At 64.1% G+C, this 25,950-nt stretch carries 20 protein-coding genes and 1 pseudogene; 7 read left to right on the forward strand and 14 right to left on the reverse strand.

The features are described from left to right. The first annotated feature begins 72 nt into the window (after positions 1-72). Positions 73-798, forward strand: a complete 726-nt coding sequence (locus tag M2427_RS42090) for an N-acetyltransferase (RefSeq protein WP_348521908.1) — start codon at positions 73-75, stop codon at positions 796-798. 47 nt (positions 799-845) lie between these two features. On the opposite strand, the gene yghU is transcribed toward M2427_RS42090, so the two are convergent. Continuing rightward, positions 846-1,718, reverse strand: a complete 873-nt coding sequence (gene yghU / locus M2427_RS05755; RefSeq protein WP_280705239.1) for a glutathione-dependent disulfide-bond oxidoreductase — start codon at positions 1,716-1,718, stop codon at positions 846-848. 369 nt (positions 1,719-2,087) lie between these two features. On the opposite strand from yghU, the pseudogene M2427_RS05765 reads away from it, so the two are divergent. Both M2427_RS05765 and M2427_RS05770 read left to right on the forward strand, forming a co-directional pair. After that, a pseudogene (locus M2427_RS05765) lies at positions 2,088-3,221 on the forward strand (nitronate monooxygenase). A 140-nt stretch (positions 3,222-3,361) separates the two neighbouring features. Further along, positions 3,362-4,870 (forward strand): acetyl-CoA acetyltransferase, encoded by a 1,509-nt coding sequence (locus M2427_RS05770; protein ID WP_280705242.1) that lies wholly within the window; start codon positions 3,362-3,364, stop codon positions 4,868-4,870. Here M2427_RS05770 and M2427_RS05775 read toward each other — a convergent pair. From M2427_RS05775 to ltnD, 7 genes are all read right to left on the reverse strand, one after another. Then, complete coding sequence (locus tag M2427_RS05775; protein ID WP_280705243.1) at positions 4,867-6,063, reverse strand: efflux RND transporter periplasmic adaptor subunit; 1,197 nt, start codon at positions 6,061-6,063, stop codon at positions 4,867-4,869. The genes M2427_RS05770 and M2427_RS05775 overlap by 4 nt on opposite strands. Then, positions 6,050-9,229, reverse strand: coding sequence for an efflux RND transporter permease subunit (locus M2427_RS05780; RefSeq protein WP_280705244.1), 3,180 nt, complete (start codon positions 9,227-9,229; stop codon positions 6,050-6,052). Before M2427_RS05780 ends, M2427_RS05775 begins: the two co-directional genes overlap by 14 nt. A 168-nt stretch (positions 9,230-9,397) precedes the next feature. After that, positions 9,398-11,092 carry a PAS domain-containing methyl-accepting chemotaxis protein gene (locus M2427_RS05785; RefSeq protein WP_280705245.1) on the reverse strand — a complete coding sequence of 565 codons (1,695 nt, stop codon included), beginning with the start codon at positions 11,090-11,092 and terminating at the stop codon, positions 9,398-9,400. A 232-nt stretch (positions 11,093-11,324) separates the two neighbouring features. Next, on the reverse strand, positions 11,325-13,016 hold the full coding sequence (locus tag M2427_RS05790; protein WP_280705246.1) for a methyl-accepting chemotaxis protein: 1,692 nt from the start codon (positions 13,014-13,016) through the stop codon (positions 11,325-11,327). 165 nt (positions 13,017-13,181) lie between these two features. Further along, a complete protein-coding gene (otnK, locus tag M2427_RS05795; protein ID WP_280705247.1) occupies positions 13,182-14,459 on the reverse strand; it encodes a 3-oxo-tetronate kinase in 1,278 nt (425 codons plus the stop codon). Beyond that, positions 14,456-15,238 carry a 2-oxo-tetronate isomerase gene (otnI, locus tag M2427_RS05800; protein ID WP_280705248.1) on the reverse strand — a complete coding sequence of 261 codons (783 nt, stop codon included), beginning with the start codon at positions 15,236-15,238 and terminating at the stop codon, positions 14,456-14,458. The genes otnK and otnI overlap by 4 nt, the downstream gene beginning before the upstream one ends. Before the next feature lie 11 nt (positions 15,239-15,249). After that, positions 15,250-16,167 (reverse strand): L-threonate dehydrogenase, encoded by a 918-nt coding sequence (gene ltnD / locus M2427_RS05805; RefSeq protein ID WP_280705249.1) that lies wholly within the window; start codon positions 16,165-16,167, stop codon positions 15,250-15,252. Positions 16,168-16,284: 117 nt separating this feature from the next. Between ltnD and M2427_RS05810 the strand changes: the two genes are divergently transcribed. Continuing rightward, positions 16,285-16,971, forward strand: coding sequence for an aldolase (locus tag M2427_RS05810; RefSeq protein WP_280705250.1), 687 nt, complete (start codon positions 16,285-16,287; stop codon positions 16,969-16,971). A 102-nt stretch (positions 16,972-17,073) separates the two neighbouring features. Here M2427_RS05810 and M2427_RS05815 read toward each other — a convergent pair whose 3' ends face one another. From M2427_RS05815 to M2427_RS05840, 6 genes are all read right to left on the reverse strand, one after another. Then, positions 17,074-17,778: an ABC transporter ATP-binding protein gene (locus M2427_RS05815; protein ID WP_280705251.1), complete on the reverse strand. Its 705-nt coding sequence runs from the start codon at positions 17,776-17,778 to the stop codon at positions 17,074-17,076. Next, positions 17,762-18,493 (reverse strand): ABC transporter ATP-binding protein, encoded by a 732-nt coding sequence (locus M2427_RS05820; RefSeq protein WP_280705252.1) that lies wholly within the window; start codon positions 18,491-18,493, stop codon positions 17,762-17,764. The genes M2427_RS05815 and M2427_RS05820 overlap by 17 nt, the downstream gene beginning before the upstream one ends. Then, the gene (locus tag M2427_RS05825) at positions 18,490-19,473 is read right to left on the reverse strand and encodes a branched-chain amino acid ABC transporter permease (RefSeq protein WP_280705253.1); all 984 of its coding nucleotides are present in this window, start codon (positions 19,471-19,473) and stop codon (positions 18,490-18,492) included. The genes M2427_RS05820 and M2427_RS05825 overlap by 4 nt, the downstream gene beginning before the upstream one ends. Beyond that, on the reverse strand, positions 19,473-20,351 hold the full coding sequence (locus tag M2427_RS05830; protein WP_280705598.1) for a branched-chain amino acid ABC transporter permease: 879 nt from the start codon (positions 20,349-20,351) through the stop codon (positions 19,473-19,475). The genes M2427_RS05825 and M2427_RS05830 overlap by 1 nt, the downstream gene beginning before the upstream one ends. Positions 20,352-20,501: 150 nt before the next feature. Next, the gene (locus M2427_RS05835) at positions 20,502-21,746 is read right to left on the reverse strand and encodes an ABC transporter substrate-binding protein (RefSeq protein WP_280705254.1); all 1,245 of its coding nucleotides are present in this window, start codon (positions 21,744-21,746) and stop codon (positions 20,502-20,504) included. An 85-nt stretch (positions 21,747-21,831) separates the two neighbouring features. After that, on the reverse strand, positions 21,832-22,647 hold the full coding sequence (locus M2427_RS05840; RefSeq protein WP_280705255.1) for a putative hydro-lyase: 816 nt from the start codon (positions 22,645-22,647) through the stop codon (positions 21,832-21,834). Between the two features lie 119 nt (positions 22,648-22,766). Between M2427_RS05840 and M2427_RS05845 the strand changes: the two genes are divergently transcribed. The 3 genes from M2427_RS05845 to M2427_RS05855 are packed head-to-tail and all read left to right on the forward strand — an operon-like array spanning position 22,767 to position 25,890. Beyond that, entirely contained in the window at positions 22,767-23,684 is a 918-nt protein-coding gene (locus tag M2427_RS05845) for a LysR family transcriptional regulator (RefSeq protein WP_280705256.1), read from the forward strand. A 31-nt stretch (positions 23,685-23,715) separates the two neighbouring features. Continuing rightward, entirely contained in the window at positions 23,716-24,966 is a 1,251-nt protein-coding gene (locus M2427_RS05850) for a Zn-dependent hydrolase (RefSeq protein ID WP_280705257.1), read from the forward strand. Positions 24,967-24,978: 12 nt separating this feature from the next. Further along, positions 24,979-25,890 carry an NAD(P)-dependent oxidoreductase gene (locus tag M2427_RS05855; RefSeq protein ID WP_280705258.1) on the forward strand — a complete coding sequence of 304 codons (912 nt, stop codon included), beginning with the start codon at positions 24,979-24,981 and terminating at the stop codon, positions 25,888-25,890. Positions 25,891-25,950: the final 60 nt, after the last annotated feature.

Below are 25,950 nucleotides of genomic sequence, written 5' to 3' on the forward strand. Positions count from 1 at the left end.
TGGTCACATGGACCGCCATCATCCGATCGGCCGCATGTTCGCCGATCGCTATTACCGCACCGGAGAGAGACGATGCCGGACGCCTTTCTTGACAATGACGAGCACAGCCGGTTCGAGCTCGATGTCGACGGAGTGATCGCCTTCGTCACCTATCGCAAGGCCGACGGCGCGATCACGCTGGTGCACACCGAGGTGCCGCCCGAACTCGGCGGCCGCGGCATCGGCTCAAAGCTCGGCCGCGCTACGCTGGATGCGGTGCGCGCGCAAGGACGAAAGCTGTCTGTTGAATGCGACTTCATCCGCAATTTCATGGGCAAGAACCCCGGATACAATGATTTGCTTGCGGAGGGCGAGAGCATGCATGCGGAGCCACTCGCGAGCTATCGGGCGGGCTGCTTTTGTGAAGCGGTCGAGGTCGAGGTCACGGGCAAGCCGGTGTTCGCCGGCTATTGCCATTGTGCCGACTGCCAGGCCTGGTCGGCCGCGCCGATCAACGCGTTCAGCCTGTGGAAGTCGGACAGCGTCCGCATCTCCAAGGGAGAGGCAGAGCTCGGGACCTTCAACAAGACCGAGCACTCCTATCGCAAATTCTGCAAGCGCTGCGGCGGTCATGTCATGACCGAGCATCCACGGATGCGTCTGATCGACGTCTACGCCAATCTGCTGAAGGGCTATAAGCACCAACCGACGCTGCATGCGAACTACGCAAGCAAGATGGTGTCGGTCAGGGATGGCCTGCCGAAATATGTTGATCTGCCGGCGGAGTTGGGCGGATCCGGGGAGATGTTGCCGGATTGATCCGTGCGCACCTCACCCCGCTTGCGGGGCGAGGTGAAGGAAGAAATCTACGTCGCAGGCGCGACCTTGTCCTGCGTCTTGGTCTCGAAATCGGATGCGTCGTGGCGCTCGTGGAGCTGGCTGGCGGGATCGCCGGAGACGCGGTTGACCATGCGGCCGCGCTTCACCGCCGGGCGCTTGGCGATCTCATCGGTCCAGCGCTGCACGTTCTTGTAGTCCTGCACCGACAGGAATTCGCCAGCGCCGTAGACCAGTCCTTTGGCGAGCGCTCCGTACCAGGGCCACACCGCCATGTCGGCGATCGTGTACTCCTTGCCGGCGAGGTATTCGTTGTCCGCGAGGCGGCGGTCGAGCACGTCGAGCTGGCGCTTGACCTCCATGGCGAAGCGATCGATGGCGTATTCGATCTTGAACGGCGCGTAGGCGTAGAAATGGCCGAAGCCGCCGCCGAGATAGGGCGCGCTGCCCATCTGCCAGAACAGCCAGGACATCGCCTCGGTGCGGGCCTTGATCTCCTTCGGCAGGAAGGCGCCGAACTTCTCGGCGAGATAGAACAGGATCGAGCCGGACTCGAAAATCCTGATAGGTTCAGGGCCGGAGCGGTCCATCAGCGCCGGGATCTTGGAGTTCGGGTTGATGTCGACAAAGCCGCTGCCGAACTGGTCGCCATTCCCGATCCTGATGAGCCAGGCGTCGTATTCGGCGCCCTTGTAGCCGAGGGCCAGAAGCTCCTCCAGCATGACCGTGACCTTCACCCCGTTCGGCGTCGCCAGCGAGTAGAGCTGGAACGGATGCTTGCCGACCGGCAGCTCCTTGTCGTGGGTGGGTCCGGCAATAGGGCGGTTGATGCTGGCGAACTGACCGCCATTCTCCTTGTTCCAGGTCCAGACTTTGGGCGGCACGTAGGGGGCGTCGGTCATGCGAAGGGCTCCGGCGAAAAGATGCGCCTGCATTAATTAGACCCCGATTTGCCCATGGCAAGCCCTTTGAGATGCATTGCAGGGTGGGGCACCTCACCGTTTCGTCATGGCATCCACTCGCCGTCGTTCCGGGGCGCCCACCGGGCGAGCCCGGAATCCATCGCGCCGCCGGGAATGCTCTGAAAAATGGATTCCGGGTTCTCGCTGACGCGAGCCCCGGAACGACAGCGTGACCTGGGACGCCTGTGGGAAGAGCACGACGTCTACACACAAGATGCCTCGCCAAATCCAGCATGTCATCAATCGGCCAGAGTTGCTTTGCTTCGCGAGCGAAAGCAGCGAGAATGCAGAGGCCGCCGGGAGAAGACCATGAAATCGCCGATCTGCGACATGCTGGGAATTGAGTTCCCGCTGCTCGCCTTCAGCCATTGCCGCGACGTCGTTGCGGCCGTCAGCCGCGCCGGCGGTTTCGGTGTGCTCGGCGCCACCGTGCACACACCCGACACCCTCGAACGCGAGCTGAAATGGATCGACGATCACGTCGACGGCAAGCCCTACGGCATCGATGTGCTGATCCCTGAAAATATCTCCACGGCTGGTGAGAAGCATGTCACGTAGAAGAGCCTCGAGGCGCGGGTGCCGCAGGAGCATCGCAAATACACGCGCGAGCTCCTGAGGAAATACGATATCGAGCTGACCACCACTGAAGTGGACGACAACCAGCCGCAGCCGTTCGACGCAGAGACCGCGCTGGAGCTGCTGAGAGTCTCCTTCAATCATCCGATCCGCCTGATCGCCAATGCGCTCGGCGTGCCGCCGAAGGCCATGATCGAGATGGGCAAGAAGCACAACGTGCCGGTCGCGGCTCTCGTCGGCGCCAAGGAGCACGCGTTGCGCCAGGTTGCGGCCGGTGTCGACATCCTCGTCGTGCAGGGCACCGAAGCCGGCGGCCATTGCGGCGAGGTTTCAACCATGGTGCTGGTGCCTGAAGTGATCAAGGCGATCAAGCCGATCCGCGACGTGCCGGTTCTCGCGGCCGGCGGCATCATGACCGGGCGACAGATGGCGGCCTGCATGGCGATGGGCGCCGCCGGCGCCTGGACCGGCTCAGTGTGGCTTGCCACCGTCGAGTCAGAAACAAGCGAGATATTCCGCGAGAAGATGATCGCGGCGTCCTCGCGCGACGCGATCCGCTCCAAGGGCCGCACCGGCAAGCCGGCGCGCCAGCTCCGCTCGGTCTGGACCGATGCGTGGGACCGCGCGCCGGAGAGCCCGGGCGCGCTGCCGATGCCGTTGCAGAGCATCATCAGCCGCGACGCATTCCACGCGATCGACCGGGCTGCTGCCGCCGGCAACGCCAGGGCACGCGATCTCGTCAGCTATTTCGTCGGCCAGGGCGTCGGCCTGATCGACAGCGTGAAGTCGGCGGGCGCCGTGGTCCAGGAATTCAAGGAAGAGTTTGCCGAAGCTGTCGAGCACATGAATGCGCTGGTGGCGGAGTAATGTGTAGCCCCTCATGGTGAGGAGGCGCGCAAGCGCCGTCTCGAACCATGAGAGCCCGCGGCCCATCCTTCGAGACGCCCGCTTCGCAGGCTCCTCAGGATGAGGTCGGAGATTTCTGAGAGAGTGAAGAAGCAAGAACAATGACGACAATTTCCCCTGACCGCATCCCCGTCATCGTCGGTATCGGCGAGATCGTCGACGGCCCGAAGGAAATCACCGAGGGCCTCGAGCCGCTCGACCTGCTCGAACAGGCGTTGCGGCGCGCGGAAGCTGACGCCGGTGCAAAGCTGCTCGGCGAGGTGCAATCGCTCGACGTCGTCAACTTCTTGAGCTGGCGCTATCGCGATCCGGAGAAACTGTTGGCAAAGCGGCTCGGCGTTACACCTGCGCATTGCTATTACGGCCCGGTCGGCGGCGAGAGCCCGATCCGCTACATCCACGAGGCCGCAAAGCGCATCGCGCGGGGTGAATGTACCGTGGCCGCTGTCTGCGGCGCCGAGGCACAATCGACAGCGACCAAGGCCGAACGCGCCGGCACCACACTGCCATGGACGCCGTTCGCGCACGATGTCGAGGAGCCCAAGCGCGGCGCGGCGTTCCAGAAGCCGCTCGCCGTGAAGCTCGGCGTGTTCCGCCCGGTGACGGTCTATCCATTCTACGAAGCCGCATCCTCCGCGCATTGGGGCCAGACGCCGCGCGAGGCGATGGCAGAATCAGGGACGCTGTGGTCGCGCTATTCGGAAGCCGCCGCGCAAAACCCCAATTCTTGGCTGAAACGGCGTTATGCGCCGGAGGAGATCACGACGCCGACCGCGGACAACCGTCTGATCGCCTGGCCCTACAACAAGCTCATGGTCGCCAACCCCAGCGTCAACATGGGCGGTGCGCTGTTGCTCACCAGCCTCGCCAAGGCGCGCGCGGCCGGGATCGCCGAGGACAGACTGGTCTATCCGCTCGGCGGCACGTCAGCCGAGGAACCGCGCGACTATCTCTTGCGCGACCAGTTCTATGAGAGCCATCCGCAGAATGCCGTGCTGAAGGCGGTGATCGATCTTGCGGGCGGTGACGGGAAAAAATTCGACGCGATCGAACTCTACAGCTGCTTCCCCTGCGTACCCAAGATGGCGCGGCGGACGCTGGGCCTCGGCGCCGACGTGCAGCCGACCGTGACCGGCGGCCTCACCTTCTTCGGCGCGCCGCTCAACACCTACATGACGCACGCAGCCTGCGCGATGGTGCGGCGTGTGCGCGATGGCGCAAAACTCGGCCTGCTCTACGGCCAGGGCGGCTTCGTCACCAAGCATCATGCGCTGGTGGTGTCGAAGACCGCGCCGCGCGAGGCGCTGGCGCAGGAGACGAGCGTGCAGAGCGAGGCTGATCGCAACAAGCGTGTGGTGCCGGAATTCGTCGATCAGGCCAATGGCAGGGGCAAGGTGGAGAGCTTTACCGTGCTCTATGGCCGCGGCGGCGATGTCGAGCACGGTGTGGTGATGCTGCGCACGGCAGATGACCGGCGTACCCTGGCGCGGATTCCGGCGCGCGATAGTGCGACGCTGGCGCACCTGCTGAACATGGATCGTACGCCGGTCGGTTCGCTCGGCGAGATCACGATGGCCGCGGATGGCGTGCCGGAGTGGCGTGTAGCTTAACTCTTCGGCGCCTGCTTCTCCGACGCGGTGGCCGGCTTGCTGCCGGCACCGACGACGCGAACCGCATCTCCGTCGGACAGGCCGTCCGGCGGCGCGGTGATGACGCGGTCGTCGGGCGCAATGCCCGAGGCGAGCTCGATCTCGCGGCCGAGATCGCGAGCGATGGTCACGGTCTTGAACTTCACCTTGTCATCCGCATCGACCGTTGCGACGCGCAGGCCGCTGCCGTTGAAGATCAGCGCGCTGGCGGGAATGCTGAGCGGCGCGGACTCGCGCTGCAGATTGAGTTTTACGCTGGCATAGCCGCCGGGCATCAGCTCGCCCGAGGAATTGTCGAGGCCAAGCTGCATGCGCGTGGTGCCCGAGGCGACGTCGACGGCTTGGGAAGAGGCCTCCACCGTCGCCTGGAACGTCCGGTTCGGGTATTCCGGCATCACCATGGTGGCCTTGGCGCCGATCTTGATCGCCGGCACGTAGTTCTGGGGCACGCTGACGTAGACGCGCAGCTTGGTGATGTCGGAGACCACGAACATCGCCGGGCCCGAACCGCCGCCGGCGTTGATCAGCGCACCGACGTCGGTGTCGCGTGCCGTGACCACGCCATCGAACGGCACGGTGATCTTCTTGTAGCCGGCAAGCGCCTCGAGCCGCTCGACATTGGCCTTGCCCGAATTGACGGCGGCATTCTTGTTGGAGAGATCGGCGGTACGCTCGTCGATCTCCTGCGCCGAGACGAAGTTGGAGGCGACCAGCGTCTTGCGCCGGTTGAGCGTTGCTTCCGACAGCCTGGCGCTGGCCTGCTGGCTGGCGAGGTCGGCTCTAGCCTGCAACAGCTGCTGGTCGAGATCAGGCGCCTCGATCTCGGCGATCACCTGCCCCGCCTTGACGCGCGCGCCGATGTCGGCGCTCCAGCTTTTGAGATAGCCGGAGACACGCGCGAAGATCGGGGCGCGATAATAGGCCTCGAGCCGGCCCGGCAGGTCGATGGTGGAATTGAGCGCCTTGGCGTTGGGCAGCGTCACCGCAACGCTGGGAATGGCCTGGTCGTCGGTCCATTCTTTCAGCTTGGAGCCCTGGTCTTCGCGGGCCCGGATGCCGGTGCCGACCACGAGTCCTGCCGCAATCAGCGCCACCACGCCGAAAATGCCCAGTTTCCGGCGCGACACCGGGGAGCGGGATTCAGTGGGCGACATCAGGAGTCTCCAATGGGGCGGCGACTTTGGCGCCTTGCTTCTTGTGTACCATACTGAACACCACGGGAACAAACATCAGCGTGGCGAAAGTTGCGAAGATCAGGCCGCCGATCACGGCGCGGCCGAGCGGCGCATTCTGCTCGCCGCCCTCGCCCAGCCCGAGCGCCATCGGCGCCATGCCGATGATCATGGCGAGCGCGGTCATCAGCACCGGGCGAAAGCGGACGAAGCCGGCTTCGAGCGCAGCCGCGATGGGGTCGCCGAGCGCCTCATAGCGCTCGCGCGCAAACGAGATCACGAGCACGCTGTTGGCCGTGGCGACGCCCATGCACATGATGGCGCCTGTCAGCGCCGGCACCGACAGCGTCGTCTGCGTCGTGAACAGCATCCAGACGATGCCGGCGAGCGCGGCCGGCAGCGCGGTGATGATCACGAACGGGTCGGACCAGGACTGGAAGTTCACGACGATCAGGAAGTAGATCAGCACGACGGCCCCCAACAGGCCGAACAGCAGGCCCGTGAAGGCGCTGTTCATGGTCTGCACCTGGCCGAGCAGCGCCACGGAGGAACCTTTGGGCACCTCCCTGGCGGTGTCAGCGATGATCTGGCGGATGTCATTGGACACCGCGCCGAGATCGCGACCCGAGGTCGTCGCAAAGATCTGCACCATCGACTGAATGTCGTATTGCGACACCACGGCGCTCGACACCGAGCGCTTGATGTCGGCGATACCGCCGAGGATCGGCGATTGCGAATTGCCGGCCGCGGTGATCGGCAGCGTCTGCAGCGCGCTCAGCGAGTCGATCTGGTATTGCGGCGTCTGCATCACGATCGAATAGGACACGCCGTTGTCGGGGTTGAGATAGTAGGTCGGCGCGACCTGCGATGAACCGGCGAGATTGACCACGAGGCTGTTGGTGACGTCGCGCTCGGTCAGGCCGACATATTGCGCGCGGGTCCGGTCGACATCGATGTTGAAGGTGGGATTGCTCGGCGATTGCTGGATGCGCGCGTCCGCTACGCCGGGGATCCGGCGGACCTTGGCCAGCAGCTTGTTGGCATAGGCGAAGTTGGCTGCGAGATTGGCGCCACGGATCTGCAGGTCGATCGGCGCCGGCGCGCCGAAATTCAGGATCTGGCTGACGATGTCCGCCGGCAGGAAGGCGAAGCTGACGCCGGGGAACAGCCGAGGCAGTTGCTCACGCAGCACGCGCACATGCTCCTCGGTCGGCTTGTGGCCTTCCCTCAGCTTGATCTGGATATCACCGTCTTGCGGACCGATCACGCCGGTGTTGTTGTAGGTCATGTTGATGCCGGAGATCGGCATGCCGATATTGTCGGTCAGGGTCTCGATCTCACCCGGAATCAGCTTTCGGACGGCCTTCTGCACGTCAGCGAGCTGATTGGCGGTCTCCTCGACGCGGGTGCCGACCTGGGTGCGGACATGCATCAGGATGTTGCCGGCGTCGACCGCAGGGAAGAAGTTGCGGCCGAGAAACGGCACCAGCGCGAAGGACGCACCGACCACGCAAAGGAAGCCGGCGACGAACACCATGCGATGCGCCAGCGCGAGTCCCAGGAGGTTGTGATAGCCGCCGCGAATGCGCTCGAACCTGGCCTCGAAACCGCGCTGGAACCACACCAGCGGATTGCGCGACTTCGGCGGCTCGCCCTCATGATGGACATGCGCGTGCAGCAGATAGTTCGCCATGGTCGGCACTAGCGTGCGCGACAGGATGAACGACCACATCATCGCGAACATCACCGCTTCCGCCATCGGCACGAACAGGAAGCGCGCCACGCCGGTGAGGAAGAACATCGGCACGAACACGATGCAGATACAGAGCAGCGAGACGAAGGCCGGCGTCACGATCTGGTTGGCGCCGTCGAGGATCGACTGCTCGACCGGCTTGCCCTGTTCGAGATGGTAATTGATGTTCTCGATGGTCACCGTGGCGTCGTCGACGAGAATGCCGACCGCGAGCGCAAGGCCTCCGAGCGTCATGATGTTCAACGTCTCGCCGATCGCCGACAGCATGACGATGGCGCCAAGCACCGACAGCGGGATCGACACCGCGATGATGATGGTCGAGCGCCAGCTGCCGAGGAACAGCAGGATCATGACGCTGGTGAGCAGGGCCGCGATCACGCCTTCGAAGGCGACACCCTGAATCGCGCCGCGCACGAACACCGACTGGTCGCCGATGAAGCCGATCTTCAGGGCGTCCGGCAGCTGGTCCTTGACGTCGATCACCTTCTGCTTGATGCCGGCGATGATGTCGAGCGTCGAGGTCGCGCCCGCCTTCAGCACCATCATCAGCACCGAGCGGTTGCCGTCGACATGGACGATGTTGGTCTGCGGCGGATTGCCGTCGCGCACGGTGGCGACGTCGCGGACATAGACCATGGCGCCGTTGACGGTCCTGATCGGCAGATTGCCGAGCTCGTCGATCCGAAGCGGCGAATTGTTGAGCTGGATGTTGTACTCGAACTGGCCGATCTTCTGGGTGCCGACCGGTGTGATCAGGTTTTGCGCGGCGAGCGCATTGGCGACGTCCTGGCCGGACAGGCCGCGAGCCTGGAGCGCGGTCGGGTCAAGGTCGATCTGGACCTGGCGCTGCTTGCCGCCGAACGGATACGGGATCGCCGCGCCAGGCACGGTGACCAGCGGCGTGCGCAACTGGTTGATGCCGATATCGGCGAGGTTCTGCTCGGTCAGGCCATCGCCCGACAGCGCCACCTGGAGGATCGGCACGGTCGAGGCGGAGTAATTCAGGATCAACGGAGGCGTTGCGCCCGGCGGCATCTGCTTGATCAGCGTCTGTGAGATCGCCGTCACCTGCGCATTGGCGGTGCGGATATCGACACTCGGCTGGAAGAAGATCTTGATGATGCCAAAGCCGTTGTAGGAATTGGCGGTGATGTGCTCGATGTCGTTGACGGTCGTCGTCAGCGCCCGCTGGAACGGCGTGGTGATGCGGCCGGACATCTGGTCGGGCGGCAGGCCGGTGTACTGCCAGACCACGCCGATCACGGGGATCCGGATATCTGGAAAAATGTCGGTCGGCGTCCGCAGCGCAGCCAACGGTCCAATGATCAGAAGCAGGAGCGCCAGCACGACAAACGTGTAAGGCCGGCTCAGGGCAATACGGACCAGAGCAATCATTCGTCAGGTGATTCCAGGTCAAACGAGAAAGCGGAATCCGCCCCCACGGCGATCCCGTCCTCCCTTTACCTGAGCACCGCCGGAAACGCTAACCTCCGGCGGCATGCCTGAATTCACTTCCCTGCTACCGCACTGCGAAATCTACATCGCAGCTATGCGAAAGTCCGTTCAGGCGGCGCGCACGGAGCCGAGGAACTTGCCGACTTCGAGCTTGAGCCGGTTCGAGTCGCGGGACAGCATTTGCGCAGCCGAAAGCACCTGCGACGAAGCCGCCCCCGTCTCTGAGGCGCCGCGCTGGACGTCACCGACATTGGACGAGACCTGCTCGGTGCCTTGAGCTGCTTGCTGCACGTTGCGCGCGATCTCCTGGGTCGCCGCGCCCTGCTGCTCGACGGCTGCCGCAATCGCGGAAGAGATCTCCGATAGGCGCGCGATGGTGCCGCTGATTTCGCTGATGGCTGTCACCGACTCCTGGGTCGCGGCCTGGATGCCTCCGACCTGCTGGCCGATTTCACCGGTCGCCTTGGCGGTTTGCTCGGCGAGCGCCTTCACTTCGGAGGCAACCACCGCGAAACCGCGGCCGGCCTCGCCCGCCCGCGCGGCCTCGATCGTCGCATTCAGCGCCAGGAGGTTGGTCTGGCCGGCGATGGCATTGATGAGCTCGACGACGTCACCAATGCGCGATGCGGCCCGCGACAGCTCGCTGACCCGCTCGGTGGTGGCCTGGGCCTGGGTGACCGCGTCGCCGGCGATCCTGGAGGAGTCCTGCACCTGCCGGCTGATCTCGCGCACCGAGGACGACATCTCCTCTGCGGCCGTCGCCACCGAATGAACGTTGGAGGAAGCCTCCTCGGAGCCGGCTGCAACGGCGACCGACAATTCCTGCGCACGCCCCGCCGTCGAGGACAGCGTCGATGCAGAAGCCTCGAGCTCGGTTGCCGCCGACGACACGGTCTCGACGATCTCGCCGATCGCGGCCTCGAATCCATCGGCCAGCTTGGTCATGTCGACCTTGCGCTGGCTCTCGGCACGGCGCTGCACCGCCTGCACCTCGTCGCGGCTGAAACGGATGATGGTCTGCACGGTCTGGAGATTGCGCAGCGCCTCGCCGATCTCGTCGTCCCGCGTGATGACGATACGGTTATCGAGCTTGTCCTGGACCAGGTTGACGAGCGTGTCGTTCAGGTGCTGCATGGGCTCCTGGATCGCCCGCATGGTTGCAAGGCCGGCGAAGCCGACGATGCCGGTACCGACGAGGCCCAGCAGCGACAGGATCAGGCTAGCCGAACCACTGGTGGACAACGCACCGCCGACCCCAAGCGCGAGCATGAACAAAGTCTGGAGCGTCATCGTCGTGACGAGCCGCGCCTTGAGCGTCCCGGTGAAGATGGCAAAGCGGTCAAGCCAGGAGCGGCGGCGGATGATGCCGGCATCGACCCGATAGCCGTGCGGCTTCTTTTCGCAGATCGCGGCGTAGACCTCTTCTGCGAGCTTGCGCTGGTCGGCCGGGAGCCTGGTACGTATCGAGGTATAGCCCTTGACCTGGCCGTTTTCGCGGATTGGAGAAGCCGTCGCCAGCACCCAGTAGAAGTCGCCGTTCTTGCGTCGGTTCTTGACAGCGCCGAGCCAGGGCTTGCCGGCCTTCAACGTATCCCAGAGGTTGTCGAACGCCTCCGGCGGCATATCGGGGTGACGGACGATGTTGTGCGGCTGGCCCATGAGCTCCGCCGACGTGAAGCCGGCGGCGGCGAGGAAGTCCTCGTTGAAATAGGTGAGCTTGCCCTTGAGGTCGGTGCGGGAGACGATCAGCGTCTCGTCGCTAACGGGATATTCGACATCGGTAACAGGGAGATTCTTGCGCATCGTGGGCCCCCAATGAATGGATCTGCTATTCCAATTCGGACGGCCGCTATTCGAGTCGCCTTGCCGCGATTTTCATAAACGGACTTTAACTATCCATGAAACGCGCTCCACGTAGGTTTACGGGGCTCCCCACGATGCTACCTGTAAACGACATCGGGTTACCGGCGCTGAAAAGAAAAAGAGCGGCGCCATACGACGCCGCTCTTTTTTGCCGCAACGAGTGTTCGAGACTTTACGCTGCCCGCACGTTGGTCAGGAACTTGCTGACCTCGCTCTTCAACCGGGTCGAGTCGTTCGAGAGCATCTGCGCTGCCGAGAGGACCTGCGAGGACGCGGTACCGGTCTCGGTTGCGCCGCGCTGCACATCGGTGATGTTCGAGGAGACCTGCTGCGTGCCCTGGGCCGCTTGCTGCACGTTGCGGGCGATTTCCTGAGTGGCTGCGCCCTGCTCTTCCACTGCAGCTGCGATCGCCGAGGAGATTTCCGACAGACGCTCGATGGTGGAAGAGATTTCCTTGATGGCGCCGACCGAATCGTTGGTCGCCGCCTGGATGCCGGAAATCTGCTGACCGATCTCGCCGGTCGCCTTTGCGGTCTGCTCGGCAAGCGCCTTCACTTCGGAAGCGACCACCGCGAAGCCGCGGCCGGCTTCACCGGCGCGCGCCGCCTCGATAGTGGCGTTCAGCGCCAGCAAATTGGTCTGGCCGGCGATGGTGTTGATCAGCTCGACGACGTCGCCGATGCGCGAGGCAGCCTTGGAGAGCTCGCTGACCCGCTCGGTGGTGGCCCGGGCCTGGCCGACGGCGTCGCCCGCCATCCGCGCCGATTCCTGCACCTGGCGGCTGATCTCGCCGACCGAGGAGGCCATCTCTTCGGTCGCCGAGGCCACCGACTGCACGTTGGTGGAGGCTTCTTCCGAAGCCGCGGCAACCGTGGTCGCCATCCGCTGGGAGCGGTCGGCGGTCGAGGTCAGCGTCGAGGCCGAGGCTTCGAGCTGGGTCGAGGCCGACGACACGGTCTGGACGATCTCGCCGATCATGGTCTCGAAATCGCGGGTGATGCCGTCGACGCGGCGGCCGCGCTCGATCTTGGCCTCGGCGTCGGCCGCGGCAGCTTCGTCGGCGGCCTTTTTGGCGATCAGCGCCTCCTTGAAGACCTGGAGCACGTCGGCCATCGCGCCGATCTCGGTCTTCTCGCCGCGATGCGGGACTTCGGCGGACAGGTCGCCACGGCCCAGCGCCTGCATCGGCTGAATGATCGAGTTGATGCCGCTGGAGACGTCTTGGACGAGGTAGAAGCCGACGCCGATGCCGACGATGACGGCCGCGCCGAGGATGATCGCGACCAGCATGAACGCGAAGGAATAGCTGTCGGCCGCATCCTGGGCGGCCTGATCGCCGCCCTTGGCGTTGAGCTCAATGTCCTTGGTCAGGACCTCATCCGAGGCAAGACCGATCTTGTTGACCGTCTTGGTGTTCAGCTCCTGTGCGTCGTGCGGGACCTTGCCGGCGTCCTTGCGCGACAGCGCCATCACCTCTTCGGTGCCCTTCTTGTAGTCGTCCCAGAGCTTGGCCCATTCGTTGTAGAGCTTTCGCTCCTCGGGTGAGGTGACCATCGGCTCGTAGGCCTTGCGGGACTTGGCGAGCGCCTCGATGACCGTGCCAGCCGTCTTTTCATTGGCGAGCTTTTCCTCAAGGGTCTCGGAGAGCATGTGCTGGCGGATCACGTTGCGGTAGGTGATGACGCTCGCCCGGATCTCGCCGAGCACCCGCACGCTCGGCATCCAGCTCGTCGTGATGTCCGTGGTGTTGGCGTTCATCGACCGCATCTTCATGACGGCGAGCAGGCCCATGCCAGTCATCGCAACCAGCAGGAACGCCACGACACTGATGATCTTGGCGCGAATGGAGATGGTGGCGAGCATATTCGGGTCTCTTTGCGTTGGCGCGCTGGCGCGTCTTGAAATCGGATCAAACCAAAGGCGCGGCGCCGATATCCAACAACAAAGCGACTCGGCAGTTGTTAACTACGACTCCGCACGAGTACGGAACCCTAAAGAAGTGAATGAGGAACTAAAAATGCTCTGCGCTCAGCGCATGAGCCCAATCGCATCTGCGAAAAACTCCGGCCCACCGAAATTGCCCGACTTCAGAGCGAGCAGCATGTCGCCTGCCTCGGCACCGACGGCACGAAGCACAGGCACACCCGCAGCAATCTCCGCTCCGACGAGGAAGCCAGGAATCCCGAGGCGGTCGACGACGGCGCCGGAGGTCTCACCACCTGCGACGATCAGTCGCCGCACGCCTGATTTTACGAGGTTTTCCGCAATGTCGGCCATCGTCTGCTCGATGGCGTGCCCTGCCGCGTCACGGCCGTGACGCGCCTGCAGTGCGGCGACGTCAGCCGGGGTCGCGCTCGATGCAATCAGCACCGGACCTTGAGCCAATCGCTCCTTGGCCCAGTCCAATGCGCGCTGCGCTTCATTCGCGCCCGTAAGAATACGGTCCGGGTCGACATGCAACACCGGCATGACACGTTCAGCGTTGGCGATCTGCTGCAAGGTGGCGTGCGAGCAGCTTCCGGCGAGACACGCCACCGCTCCGCCGACGGCGGCACCCTGCTCGCTGCTTGCGGCAACCGACTTGACCTTGCCGGTCGACACCAGCGCGCGGGCGAGCCCAAGGCCGATGCCGGAGGCGCCGACCGACAGCCGGTGCTCGGCAGCAACAAGGCCGATGGTCTCGAGGTCGCGATCGAACACGGCGTCGATGATCGCGGCGCCAATGCCCTTGCCTGATAATTCAGCAAGCCGGGCCCGCACAGCCTCGGCCCCGCGCGCGAGCGTCGCTAGGTCCACGAGACCGACCTGCGTCCTGCTCTGGCGCGCCAGCACACGCACCAGGTTGGAATCGTGCATCGGATTGAGCGGGTGATCCTTCAGCGGGCTCTCGTTCAGCGGCACGGCGCCGACGAACAGATTGCCCTGATAGACGGTGCGGCCGGTCTCGGGAAAAGCGGGCGTCACCAATACGATGCCCTCACCGCAATCGGCGCGCAGCGCACCCATGACAGGACCGATATTGCCGGCGTCTGTGGAATCGAAGGTCGAGCAGATCTTGAACAGCACGTGGCTTGCCCCGCGCCCGCGCAGCCATTTCTCCGCTGCACGCGAGCGCGACACCGCAAGCCCGGCTTCGATCGAGCGGCTCTTCAGCGACACCACGACGGCATCGACCTCGGGCAGCTTCAGATCGTCGGCGGGCACGCCGATGGTCTGCACCGTGCGCAGGCCCGCACGCGTCAACGTGTTGGCGAGATCGGAGGCGCCGGTGTAGTCGTCGGCGATACAGCCCAATGCAAGTGTCACGACTTCGCTCCCGCATAGGGCTTGAACCAGGCGAGGCCGTCGGTGGTCTTGCCGCGCGGGTTGTACTCGCAACCGACGAAGCCGGCATAGCCGAGGCGATCGAGCTCCTCGAACAGGAACGGATAGTTCAGCTCCTCGCCATCGGGCTCGTTGCGCGAGGGGATGCTGGCGATCTGGACATGGCCGATGATCGGCATCATCTCGCGCAGCCGCATGGTGACGTCGCCATGGATGATCTGGCAGTGATAGATATCGAACTGGAGTTTCAGGTTGGGAAGCCTCAACTCCTGGATCAGATCGCGCGCGAAGCCGAAATCGTTGAGGAAGTAGCCGGGCACGTTGCGCGGATTGATCGGCTCGAGCACGATGTCGATGCCATGGGGCGCGAAGAACTCCGCGGCCCACGCCACAGATTTGTAGAACGCCTCGATCGCGACCCGTTCGCCACGGTTGGCGATGCCCGCCATCAAATGCAGCCGCTTGACGCCGGTGGCCCTGGCATACGGCAATGCCGTCTCCAGGCTTGCCTTGAGATCGTTGAAACGCGAGGGGAGCGCCGCAAAGCCCTTCTCGCCGGCATTCCAGTCGCCGGGCGGCAGGTTGAACAGCGCCTGGGTCAAGCCATTGCGCTTGAGCCGCTCGCCGATGGCTTCGACCGGATGCTCGTAAGGGAAGAGAAATTCGACGGCGGTGAAGCCGGCCTTTGCTGCTGCATCGAAGCGATCGAGGAACGGCACCTCGGTGAACATCATCGAGAGGTTGGCGGCGAAACGGGGCATTTGAAATCCTCTTACTTGTCGCCTGGAAGTTTGACGCCGGTGACCTGCGCGTACATCCGCGCCACCGAGGCATCATCGTCGCGCCCCATGCCGGCGGCCGATGTCATCAGGAACATCTGGAGTGCGGCGGCGGAAACCGGCACCGGGAATCTGGCACTGCGCGCCATGTCCTGGATGATGCCGAGGTCTTTCACGAAAATCTCGACCGCGCTGCGCGGCGCGTAGTCGCCGTCGAGCACGTGCGGCATACGGTTCTCGAACATCCAGGAATTGCCCGCGGACGCCGTGATCACCTCATAGACCTTGCGGATGTCGAGGCCCTGCTTGGCGGCGAACGCCATCGCTTCGCTGGCGGCGGCGATGTGGACACCAGCCAGCAGCTGGTTGATCATCTTGAATGCGGCGCCCTGCCCTGCGGCATCGCCGAGCTCGTAGAGTTTTGCCGCCATGGCATCGAGCGCCGGACGCGCCTTTGCGAATGCGGCGGAGCTACCGGAAGCAAGGATCGTCAGCTCACCTTGCGCCGCACGCTGCGCGCCGCCGGAGATCGGCGCGTCCAGATAGTGCCGCCCGGTCGCCTCCAACTGCCTGGCGAGGCGCCGTGCCACGTCGGGATCCATGGTCGCAGACGAGATGAAGACGCTATCCTTCGGCAGGGTCTCCGCGACGCCGTCCTTGCCGAACAGGATCGCCTCGGTCTGCGCGGCATTGACGACGACGCTGACAACGATATCAGCGCCCTTGGCCGCCTCGGCTGGCGTTGTCGCGCCGGCACCGCCATCCCCAACGAAGCGCGCGACCGCGTCGGCCGAGACGTCGCAGCCGGTGACGTCATGGCCGGCGCGCTTCAGCGAGGTCGCCATGCCGTACCCCATCGAGCCGAGCCCGATGACGGCGATGCGCTGATTTTGTGACGTGGAGGCGGACATGCAACTCACCCTTCAACTAGACCTTGCGAACGTTTCCCGGACGGCCACCCTTTGCAGCGGCTCGTGACCTCGAATAACACGGCTTGGCCGCGCTGCCAAAGCGTGAGACAAGCGAGCATGACGGCCATGAGAACTGAAACGAGCAATGAGACAAGGCTGCGCGAGGATATCTGCCGGTTCGGACGGTCCCTGTTCGAGCGCGGGCTGACGCCGGGCTCCTCAGGCAATATCAGCGTCCGGCTGGACGGCGGCGGCTGGCTGGTGACGCCGACCAATGCCTCGCTCGGCTTCCTCGATCCGGCCAAGCTGTCGCGGCTGGATGAGCAGGGCCGCCTGGTTTCGGGCGATGCCCCGACCAAGGAAGTTCCGCTGCACACCGCACTCTACGATACGCGCGGAAGCGCGCGCGCGATCGTGCATTTGCACTCCACGCATTCGGTCGCGCTCTCGATGCTGCCCGAGATCGACCCACGCGCCGCGCTGCCGCCAATGACGGCCTATTATCTGATGAAGTGCGGCGCCACCGCACTCGTGCCCTATTACCGCCCCGGCGATCCTGCGGTCGCCGATGCGATCAAGGGGCTAGCGGGCAAGTATTCATCCGTGCTGCTCGCCAATCACGGCCCTGTTGTCGCCGGCGACACGCTCGAAGCGGCGGTGTTTGCGACGGAGGAGCTGGAAGAGACGGCCAAGCTGTATCTGCTGCTGCGCGGGATGAATCCGAGGTATCTGTCACCTGAGCAGGTGAAGGATTTGGTGAAGGTGTTCGGGGTGGCGTTACCGGAGCATGGGCATGAGCATTGAGCCCGACTCTCACCTCGTCATTGCGAGCGTAGCGAAGCAATCCAGAGTCTTTCCGCGGACGGATTCTGGATTGCTTCGCTACGCTCGCAATGACGGGTGGGGCTACAGCCCCAGATAGGCCTTCCGCACGTCCGGATTGCCCTTGATCTCCGCCGAGGGGCCCTGCATCAGCACGCGACCGGTTTGCAGGATGTAGGCACGATCGGCAATCTCCAGACACTCCGCCATGCGCTGTTCGACGATCAGCACGGTCATGCCGGAGTCGCGGATGAGCTTCACGGCCTGAAAAATCTCGTCGACCAGCTTCGGCATGATGCCCTGCGAGGGCTCGTCCAGCATCAAGAGCCGCGGCCGCGTCATCAGCGCGCGGCCGATCGCGAGCATCTGCTGCTCACCGCCGGAGAGCGTCTCGGCGCGTTGCTCCAAGCGTTCGGAAAGACGTGGAAACAGCTTGAAGACCAGATCGAGCGGTGCCTCGCGATCAGCTTCACCGCGGTAGAGGTAGCTACCGAGGCGCAGATTGTCGCGCACCGACAATCGTGGAAACAGGCGGCGGTTCTCCGGCACATAGGCGATGCCGGCCGCGGTGATGTGGTGCTGCGCCATGCCGTTGAGCCGCTTGCCGTCGAACGTCACCGTGCCCGAGCGCGGACGCTCGGCACCGGCGATCGACTTCAGCAGGGTCGACTTGCCCGCACCGTTTGCACCGGCGACACAGACGATCTCGCCCTTGGTGACCTCGATCGAGACCGCGGAGATCGCGACCAGACCCTGATAGGCGGTCGTGACTTCATGCACTGACAGCATGACGATCTCCCAGATATGCCTTGATCACCTTGGGATCGCGGACGACCTCAGTGGGCTTGCCCTCGACCAGCACCTTGCCGAGATCGAGCACGATGGCGCGGTCGACCAGCGGCATCACGATCTCCATGACGTGCTCGACCATCAGCACGGTGATGCCGGCATCGCGCACCTTTCGCACCAGCGCCACGCCGGTCTGCGCCTCGGTCGGCGTGAGGCCGGTGAGGACTTCGTCGAGCAGCAGCAGTTTCGGTTCGGTCGCGAGCGCACGGGCGACTTCGAGGCGCCGCTTTTCGGCCGGCACGAGGTCGCTCGCGAGCACGTCGGCGCGCGCGGCAAGGCCGGTGAACTCCAGCACCTCATAGGCCTTGCGGCGTGCCACGCGCATCACGGTGTTACGCACGAGCGCACCGACGATGACGTTGTCGATAACAGTCATGGTCTCGAAGCTCTTGACCACCTGGAAGGTGCGCCCGATGCCGCGCTGGCAGCGCTCGGCGGCCGGCAGATGGGTGACGTCCTGGCCGTCGAACCAGATCGAGCCTTGCGTCGGCGGCAACACGCCGGCGATGAGATTGAACAGCGTCGACTTGCCGGCGCCGTTGGGGCCGATCAGGCCAACGATCTCGCCCCGGCCAACCGAGATCGAGACATCGCTGTTGGCGACGAGGCCGCCGAACCGCTGCCAGACGCCGCGGGTCTCAAGGAGCGCGGTCATCGCGTGGCTCCTTTCGACTTCGCGCGGGAGAGCAGGCTGACCAGCCCCTGCGGCAGGGCGAGCGATATCAGCACGATCAGCGTGCCGTAGACGATGAGATCGACGCCGCGACCGGAGCCGCCGATATAGGAGCGGGTCAGCTCCGTCATCGGGATCAGGATGGCCGCCCCTAACACGGGCCCCCAGAGGGTGCCGATGCCGCCGAGCACGGCCGGCAGCGCCATCAGCAGCGAGAACTGGAAGCCCATGACGCTTTCAGGATCGATATAGGCCAGAAACTGCGCGTAGAACGCGCCGCCGACGGCAACGAGGAACGCCGACACCGCTGCCGCCCCCATCTTCGAGTTGAACACGACCACGCCAAGGCTCTCGGCCGCTTCCGGATTGTCCTTCACCGCGCGCCACCAGAAGCCCCATTTGGAGTCTTCCAGCCACCAGGTGACGAACCAGGCGATGCAGCACAGCGCCAGCGCGAAATAGAAATATGGCAGCTTGCTGCGCATGAACTGGAATTTCAGCCAGCTGTCGCCGCGCACCTGAATGGTGATCCCCAACGCAGCCCCCGCCCATTCCCAATTCTGGAACAGGAGCAACCCGATCTCGGCGATGACGATGGTCGCGATCACGAAGTAATGGCCGCGCAGACGAAAGAAGGGGTAGCCGAGCCCCATCGCGATAGCAGCCGCGATCCCGCCGCCGGCGAGCATGCCGAACCAGGGCAACACGCCGAACTTCGTGAACAGAAGCTCGGTGGTGTAGGCGCCGATGCCGAAATAGAGCGCATGGCCCAGCGAGATCTGTCCGCAATAGCCGGACAGGATGTTCCAGCTCTGCGACAGCGCCGCATACATCAGGGTCAGGACCAGGATGTTCTGGATGTAGACGTTCTTGACGAACAGCGGCGCGGACGCGGCGATCGCAGTCAGCACGGCGGCAATGATGAGGTCACGGCGGCGCCGCGCGGCAAAATTCTTGTCCATCACATCGACCCGAACAGGCCACGCGGCCGAATGAAGACGACGAGCAAGTACACCGCATAGATGCCGACCGACTTCAGCGACGGCGGCAGCATCAGCGCCGTCACCGCTTCGACCAGGCCGACAATGATTCCGCCGGCAAAAGCGCCGAACACGCTGCCGAAGCCGCCGAGCGCCACCGTGACATAGGCAATCAGCGCAAAGGACGCGCCAACGTCGGGATAGATGTAGAAGAACACCGCCATGATCGCGCCGGCGAGACCGACAAGCGCGGCGCCAAGGCCCCAGCCGAACGCGAACACGCGGTTCTTGTCGATGCCGACAAGCGCGACCGCGCCGGGATCCTCGCGGGTGGCTTCCAACGCGCGGCCGAAATCGGTGCGGTGGATGAAGAGGTAGAGGCCGGCAAAGGCCGCGATCGAGACCAGCGCACCGACCAACTGCGGCTCCGGCAGGAAGATGCCTGCAATCGAGACGGTTTTACCGCCGATCAAGGACGGCGGAATGCTGCGATAGTCTGGCGTGAAGAACAGTTGGGCCAGTCCGCGCATGACGATGGCGAGGCCAAAAGTCGTGAAGATCTGCACCATGCCGGCGTTGGCCTTGGCCCGCATGGCGAAGCGTACGATCAGGAGATAGACGATCGCTCCGAACACGAACAGCGCGGCGGCGACCAATGGCGCCGAGAGCAAGGGGTCGATGGCGAAGTACGAGAACAGGAAGAAGGACGCGTACATCGCGATCATCAGGAACTCGCCATGGGCAAAGTTCGTGACGTCCATCAAGCCGAAGATCAGCGCAAGGCCGACGGCGATCAATCCGTAGAGCAGGCCCATCAGCAGGCCGCTCGCGAGACTTTGGACAATTGTTTCGACTGTCAGCAACTTGTCCCCCAGAGAAATCCCTCAGCCCGAGGGGCATCATCGAACACGCATCGCAAAGAACGAGCCCGCCTTCGTCTTTCGCGACGCGGGCTTCGCCTTACTCTGCAGAATCAGGATCGGGAGCCGACCGAGCTCCCGGCTCCATCCTCACTTCATCGGCCAGACAGCCTCGGCCACCGCCGCCTGCGACGGGAAGATGGTGACGAACTTGCCGCCGATATATTGCAGCAGCACCGGATCGGCGTCGTTGTTCTGGCCCATGTCGTCGAACTTGACCCGCTTCCAGGGCATGATGGTCTGCTCGCCCGGAATGTCGGTTGCGGCCATCGCGTCGCGGATCTTCTCGCCGTCGGTCGACTTGGCGCGGTTGATGGCGTCCGCGATCACGATCATCGCCATGAACTGCCGCGAGGTGTTGTCGTTGAGGTCCTTGCCCGACTTCGCCTTGAACAGATCGTTGATCTTGCCGACCATCGGCCGCTTGGCGGCGAGATCGAGCGAGAAGCTGCCGCGCGTGATCGCGCCTTCGAGCTTGTCGCCGACGGCGTCGTAAAGCGCCTTCTCGGAGAAACCGGCCGCCTGGGCCAGGATCGCGTTCGGCTTGTAGCCGAGCTCGGCCATGGTCTTGACCAGCAGGATGCCGTCCGTGGTGTAGCTCGAGGGCAGCAGCACGTCGGCATTGGCGGCCTTGAGCTGCTGGACTTCGGCGGACAAGGACGGCGAGTTGGCGCGATACTTGATGTCGGAGACGATCTTGTAGCCACGCTCGGTTGCGAGCTTGGTCTGGGCATTGGCGGAATCGGTGCCGAAGATCGTGTCTTCGTGGAACAGCGCCAGCGTATCCGCCTTGACCCCCTTCTTCTTCATCGCGTCGAGGAAATCGAACATCGCGGCCGAGAACATCTCGTCATGCGGCGAAGCGCGGAAATAATACTTCAGTCCGCGGCGATGCAGGCTGGGCGAGGAATTGTCCGCCGACAGGAACGGGATCTGGTAACGCTCGCAGATCTGGCTGACCGTGACCGCGACAGCGCTCTGATAGGAGCCGAGCACGGCGCAGACCTTTTCCTGGGTGATCAATCGCTCGGCTTCGGCCCGACCCTTTTGCGGGTCGCCCTGATGGTCGGCATACACCATGCGGATCTTGGCACCACCAAGACCGGGCAAGCCGACGCCCTTTGCCAGCGGAAGGTCGAAGTCCTGATCATTGTTGATGATGTCGATTGCGGTCTCGAACGCGCGCTGCGCATCGACACCCACCTGGGCACCGGCGCCCGACAGGGGATAGGTCGCGCCGATTACCACCTCGGAAGTCTGTGCGCGTGCGGCTAGCGGCAGCAGCGCGGCAGCGGCGGTGGCTCCGAGCAGAACGTCGCGGCGAGTGATCGTCATTGGCAAAGTCCCCTGTTATTCGCGCGTATCGAATGAAACGATTGACAAACTGCGTAAAGCCCGAAGAAGCAGCAAACGCTGCCTACTAAATCACGGCCATGTTCCTGTTCTTCAGATCCGTCACCAGCATCAAGCCGGGCGAATGCGTGATCGCGAATGGGACCTTGGCGGCGTTGATCACCGATTGCGGCGTCACGCCGCAGGCCCAGAACACCGGGATCTCGTCATCGGCGACTGGTACGGGATCACCATAGTCCGGCTTGGCAATGTCCTTGATGCCGATCAGATGCGGATGGCCGAGATGCACGGGCGCGCCGTGCACGGCGGGATAACGCGAGGTGATCTGCACCGCACGGATCGCATCGGCCGGCTTGAACGGGCGCATCGACACCACCATAGGTCCCGCGAACGGACCGGCCTCACCGCAAGCGATATTGGTGCGGTACATCGGCACGCGCACATTCTCTTCAATATGGCGGATCGGCATGCCCTCGTCGAGCAACGCCTCCTCGAACGAGAACGAGCAGCCCAGCACGAAGGTCACGAGGTCGTCGCGCCAGTAGCTGGTGACGTCAGTCGGCTCGTCGACCACTTCACCATCGCGCCAGACGCGATAGCGCGGCACGTCAGTGCGGATGTCGAGATCGGCGCCGAGCGCGGGAATGTGGGGACTGCCGACGTCGGACATGCCGATGATCGGGCACGGTTTCGGATTGAGCTGGCAGAAGCGGTGGAAAGCGCCGGCGTATTCGGCCGGCAGGATCGCCAGATTGCCCTGGACGAAGCCGGGGGCGACCCCCGCGGTCGAACCGACCTGGCCAGCGCGATAGGCGAGCCGCGCCTGGCGGCTCGGGAGCGTGTCGGGTGTTTCAGTTTGCTGCGCTGCCACCAAAACAGTCATGCGATCGACCTGCCTATAAACTCGACAAAGACAGCCAACACCAAGCGTGCTATAAAGTCTAATCTTCCTTTCTAATCAAGATCGATAAATTCTATTTATCGAACTGGAAAATCTTTCCAATGCTGGACTTCAGGTCGATCGAAACCTTCCTCTGGGTTGTGAAGCTCGGCAGCTTCCGCGGCGCCGCAGCACGGCTCAATACGACCCAGCCTGCGATCTCCCAGCGCATCGCCCAGCTCGAGCGCGAGATGGGCGTAAAGTTGCTGAATCGTGACCATCGTGTGGCCTCGCCCACCCCAAGCGGCCGCCAGATGATGGTCTATGCGGAAAAGCTGATCGGCTTGCGCGCTCAGATGATGGCCGAGATCGGCGACCGCTCGGCGATGCGCGGCGTGATGCGGCTTGGCGTCGCCGAAACCATTGTGCACACTTGGCTGCCGCGGCTGGTGAAGAGCGTCAACGAAATCTATCCGAACCTGTCGCTGGAGATCGAGGTCGACATCACGCCGAACCTCACCGCGCGCCTGCTCGCACAGGAGATCGAGCTCGCCTTCGTGGTCGGACCGCTCTCCGCTTCAGGCGTGCACAACCGCAAGCTCGCCGACTATCCGATCGGCTTTCTCGCAAGCCCCTCACTCGGGCTCGGCCACGGCCCGGTAACCCCGGCAGATATCGCGCGTTTTCCGATCATCACCTTCCCGCGCAAGACCAGGCCCTATGAAGTTGTTCGCGAGGTCTTTGACCGGCCGGAGCTGCCGCCAATCCGCCTGCATGCCTCTGCCTCGCTTGCCACCGTGATCCACATGGCGGTGGAAGGCCTCGGCATCGCCGTGATCCCCGATGCCATCGTCGAGAACGAGCTCGCTGACGGTCGGCTGCAATTGCTCGACACCGACCTCGAGATCGCACCGCTGACCTTCACAGCAAGCTGGCTCGCCTCGCCCGACGTCGTGGCGGTGCAGCGCGTCGCCGAGCTTGCATGTCAGATTGCGCAGAGCAGCCTCGCGGTTGACGCGCCCGCGCTGGCGCGTCATTGAAAAAGGCGCCGGACCAACGAGAGACTGACGCATGAGCCGAGCCGCGACCAACCTGCAAATCGATTCCGCCCGCCTCTGGGGCTCCATCCATGAGACCGCGCAGTTCGGCGGGACGGCCAAAGGCGGTGTGCGGCGGCTGACGCTCAGCAGCGAAGACAAGCAAGTGCGCGACTGGTTCCGAAAGGCTTGTGAGGGCGCGGGGCTTGAGGTGCACACCGATGCGCTCGGCTCGCAATTCGGCCTGCGCAAGGGTCGCGACATGTCGAAGCTGCCCGTCGGCATCGGCTCGCATCTCGACACCCAGCCGACCGGCGGCAAGTATGACGGCATTCTGGGAACGCTCGGCGCGCTCGAAGTGATCCGCACGCTGAACGATGCCGGCATCGAGACCGAGGCACCGATCTGCATCGTCAACTGGACCAACGAGGAGGGCTCGCGCTTCGCGCCGGCGATGATGGCCTCCGCAGCCTATGTCGGCGATTTCACCACCGACGACATCCTCTCGCGCAAGGACATCGACGGCACTACCGTCGGCCAGGCGCTCGACAGCATCGGCTATCGCGGCGACAAGCCCGTCGGCTTCCAGAAGCTCGGCTGCTTTGTCGAACTCCACATCGAGCAGGGCCCGATCCTCGAAGCCGAGGGCAAGACCATCGGCGTGGTCGATTCCGGCCAGGGCGTGCTCTGGTACGACGGCAAGATTTCCGGCTTCGAGAGCCATGCAGGCTCGACCCCGATGCCGCTGCGGCGCGACGCGCTGGCGACGCTCTCCGAGATCGTGCTGGCGATGGAGGCCATCGCGAAGAAGCACGGGCCGAACGCGGTCGGCACCATCGGCGAGGCCGTGATCGCCAACCCCTCGCGCAACGTCATTCCCGGCGAGATCGCATTCACCATGGATTGTCGCAGCGCCGATGGCGCGATCATGGATGCGCTCGATCGCGATCTGCGCGGCGCGATTGCCGAGATCGCCGCGCGTCGCAAGGTCGATGTGAAAATTGACCTCGTCTGGCGCAAGCCGCCGACACATTTCGATCCCAAGCTGATCGCCGCCGTCGAGAATGCGGCCAAGACGCTCGGCTATTCCTCGCGCCGCATCACCTCCGGCGCTGGCCACGATGCCTGCAACCTCAACACAATCATACCAGCCGCCATGGTGTTCGTGCCCTGCAAGGACGGCATCAGCCACAACGAGCTGGAAGACGCGACGCAACCCGACTGCGCCGCGGGCACCAACGTGCTGATGCACACCGTGCTGGCCATCGCCGGCCTCGCGTCCTGATCGGAGACAGACATGCGCGGAGTTTTCGTCGACGCCAATGAGGCGCTTGCCGTGATCATGGAGCGGCTGGAGAAGCCCGGCGACCCCAAGGTGTGGATCCACAGGGATCCCGATATCACGCCCGAGCAATATCCTGAGATCCTCGACGGCGCCGAGATCGCCATCGTCGATCATACGGCGCTACCGACCGAAGTCGCGAAGAAGTGCACGGGCCTCAAGCACGTCGTGTTCCTCGGCACCGGCGCACGCAGCTACATGAACCCGGAGGAGCTCGCCGAGCTCGGCATCTCCGTGCATCTGATCAAGGGCTATGGCGACACGGCGGTGGCGGAGTCAGCAATCGCGCTGATGTGGTCCTCGGCCCGCGTCATCGCCATGATGGACCGCGAGATGCGCGCCGGAAACTGGTTGCGCGAAGACGGCATGCAGCTCACCGGCAAGACGCTGGGCTTGATCGGCTTCGGCGGCATCGCCGCCGAGGTCGCGCGCATCGCATTTGGCAGCGGCATGAAGGTGATTGCCTGGAACCGCTCACCAAAGAGCCATCCGGGGGTCGAGTTCACCGATCTCGACACGCTGCTGGCGCGGAGCGACGTCGTGTCGCTGCATCTGCTGCTCAATGACGAGACGCGCGGCATGATCACGCGGGAGACAATCGCGAAGATGAAGCCGGGCGTTATCTTCGTGAACACCGCCCGCGCCGCCATCGTCGACGAGCAAGCGATGATCGACGCGCTGAAATCGGGCCATATCCGTCACGCCGGCCTCGACGTCTTCAACATCGAGCCGCTGCCGGCGGACCATCCGCTGACCAAGATTCCAAACGTGACGCTGTCGGCGCATTCTGCTTTCCGCACGCCCGAAGCCAGCGAGAACCTGATTGAGGCGGCGTGGGTTCACTGCCGCCGGATCGTGAATTCGTAACCCACCACTGACTATTTCCGCGGAGACAGAAGAGGTGGGTTACGGCTTCGCCTAACCCAC

This window comes from Bradyrhizobium sp. BR13661, assembly GCF_029892425.1.
GTDB lineage: Bacteria > Pseudomonadota > Alphaproteobacteria > Rhizobiales > Xanthobacteraceae > Bradyrhizobium.

Bases quoted from the DNA above. Each gene is read 5' to 3' on its own strand.
- otnI (WP_280705248.1), bottom strand. From the start codon at position 15,238: ATGCCCCGTTTCGCCGCCAACCTCTCGATGATGTTCACCGAGGTGCCG.
- yghU (WP_280705239.1), bottom strand. From the start codon at position 1,718: ATGACCGACGCCCCCTACGTGCCGCCCAAAGTCTGGACCTGGAACAAG.
- M2427_RS05815 (WP_280705251.1), bottom strand. From the start codon at position 17,778: ATGCTGTCAGTGCATGAAGTCACGACCGCCTATCAGGGTCTGGTCGCG.
- M2427_RS05790 (WP_280705246.1), bottom strand. From the start codon at position 13,016: ATGCTCGCCACCATCTCCATTCGCGCCAAGATCATCAGTGTCGTGGCG.
- M2427_RS05840 (WP_280705255.1), bottom strand. From the start codon at position 22,647: ATGACTGTTTTGGTGGCAGCGCAGCAAACTGAAACACCCGACACGCTC.
- ltnD (WP_280705249.1), bottom strand. From the start codon at position 16,167: ATGTCCGCCTCCACGTCACAAAATCAGCGCATCGCCGTCATCGGGCTC.
- M2427_RS05810 (WP_280705250.1), top strand. From the start codon at position 16,285: ATGACGGCCATGAGAACTGAAACGAGCAATGAGACAAGGCTGCGCGAG.
- M2427_RS05850 (WP_280705257.1), top strand. From the start codon at position 23,716: ATGAGCCGAGCCGCGACCAACCTGCAAATCGATTCCGCCCGCCTCTGG.
- M2427_RS05775 (WP_280705243.1), bottom strand. From the start codon at position 6,063: ATGTCGCCCACTGAATCCCGCTCCCCGGTGTCGCGCCGGAAACTGGGC.
- M2427_RS05825 (WP_280705253.1), bottom strand. From the start codon at position 19,473: ATGGACAAGAATTTTGCCGCGCGGCGCCGCCGTGACCTCATCATTGCC.
- M2427_RS05820 (WP_280705252.1), bottom strand. From the start codon at position 18,493: ATGACCGCGCTCCTTGAGACCCGCGGCGTCTGGCAGCGGTTCGGCGGC.
- M2427_RS42090 (WP_348521908.1), top strand. From the start codon at position 73: ATGCCGGACGCCTTTCTTGACAATGACGAGCACAGCCGGTTCGAGCTC.
- M2427_RS05835 (WP_280705254.1), bottom strand. From the start codon at position 21,746: ATGACGATCACTCGCCGCGACGTTCTGCTCGGAGCCACCGCCGCTGCC.
- M2427_RS05845 (WP_280705256.1), top strand. From the start codon at position 22,767: ATGCTGGACTTCAGGTCGATCGAAACCTTCCTCTGGGTTGTGAAGCTC.
- M2427_RS05770 (WP_280705242.1), top strand. From the start codon at position 3,362: ATGACGACAATTTCCCCTGACCGCATCCCCGTCATCGTCGGTATCGGC.
- M2427_RS05785 (WP_280705245.1), bottom strand. From the start codon at position 11,092: ATGCGCAAGAATCTCCCTGTTACCGATGTCGAATATCCCGTTAGCGAC.
- M2427_RS05780 (WP_280705244.1), bottom strand. From the start codon at position 9,229: ATGATTGCTCTGGTCCGTATTGCCCTGAGCCGGCCTTACACGTTTGTC.
- M2427_RS05855 (WP_280705258.1), top strand. From the start codon at position 24,979: ATGCGCGGAGTTTTCGTCGACGCCAATGAGGCGCTTGCCGTGATCATG.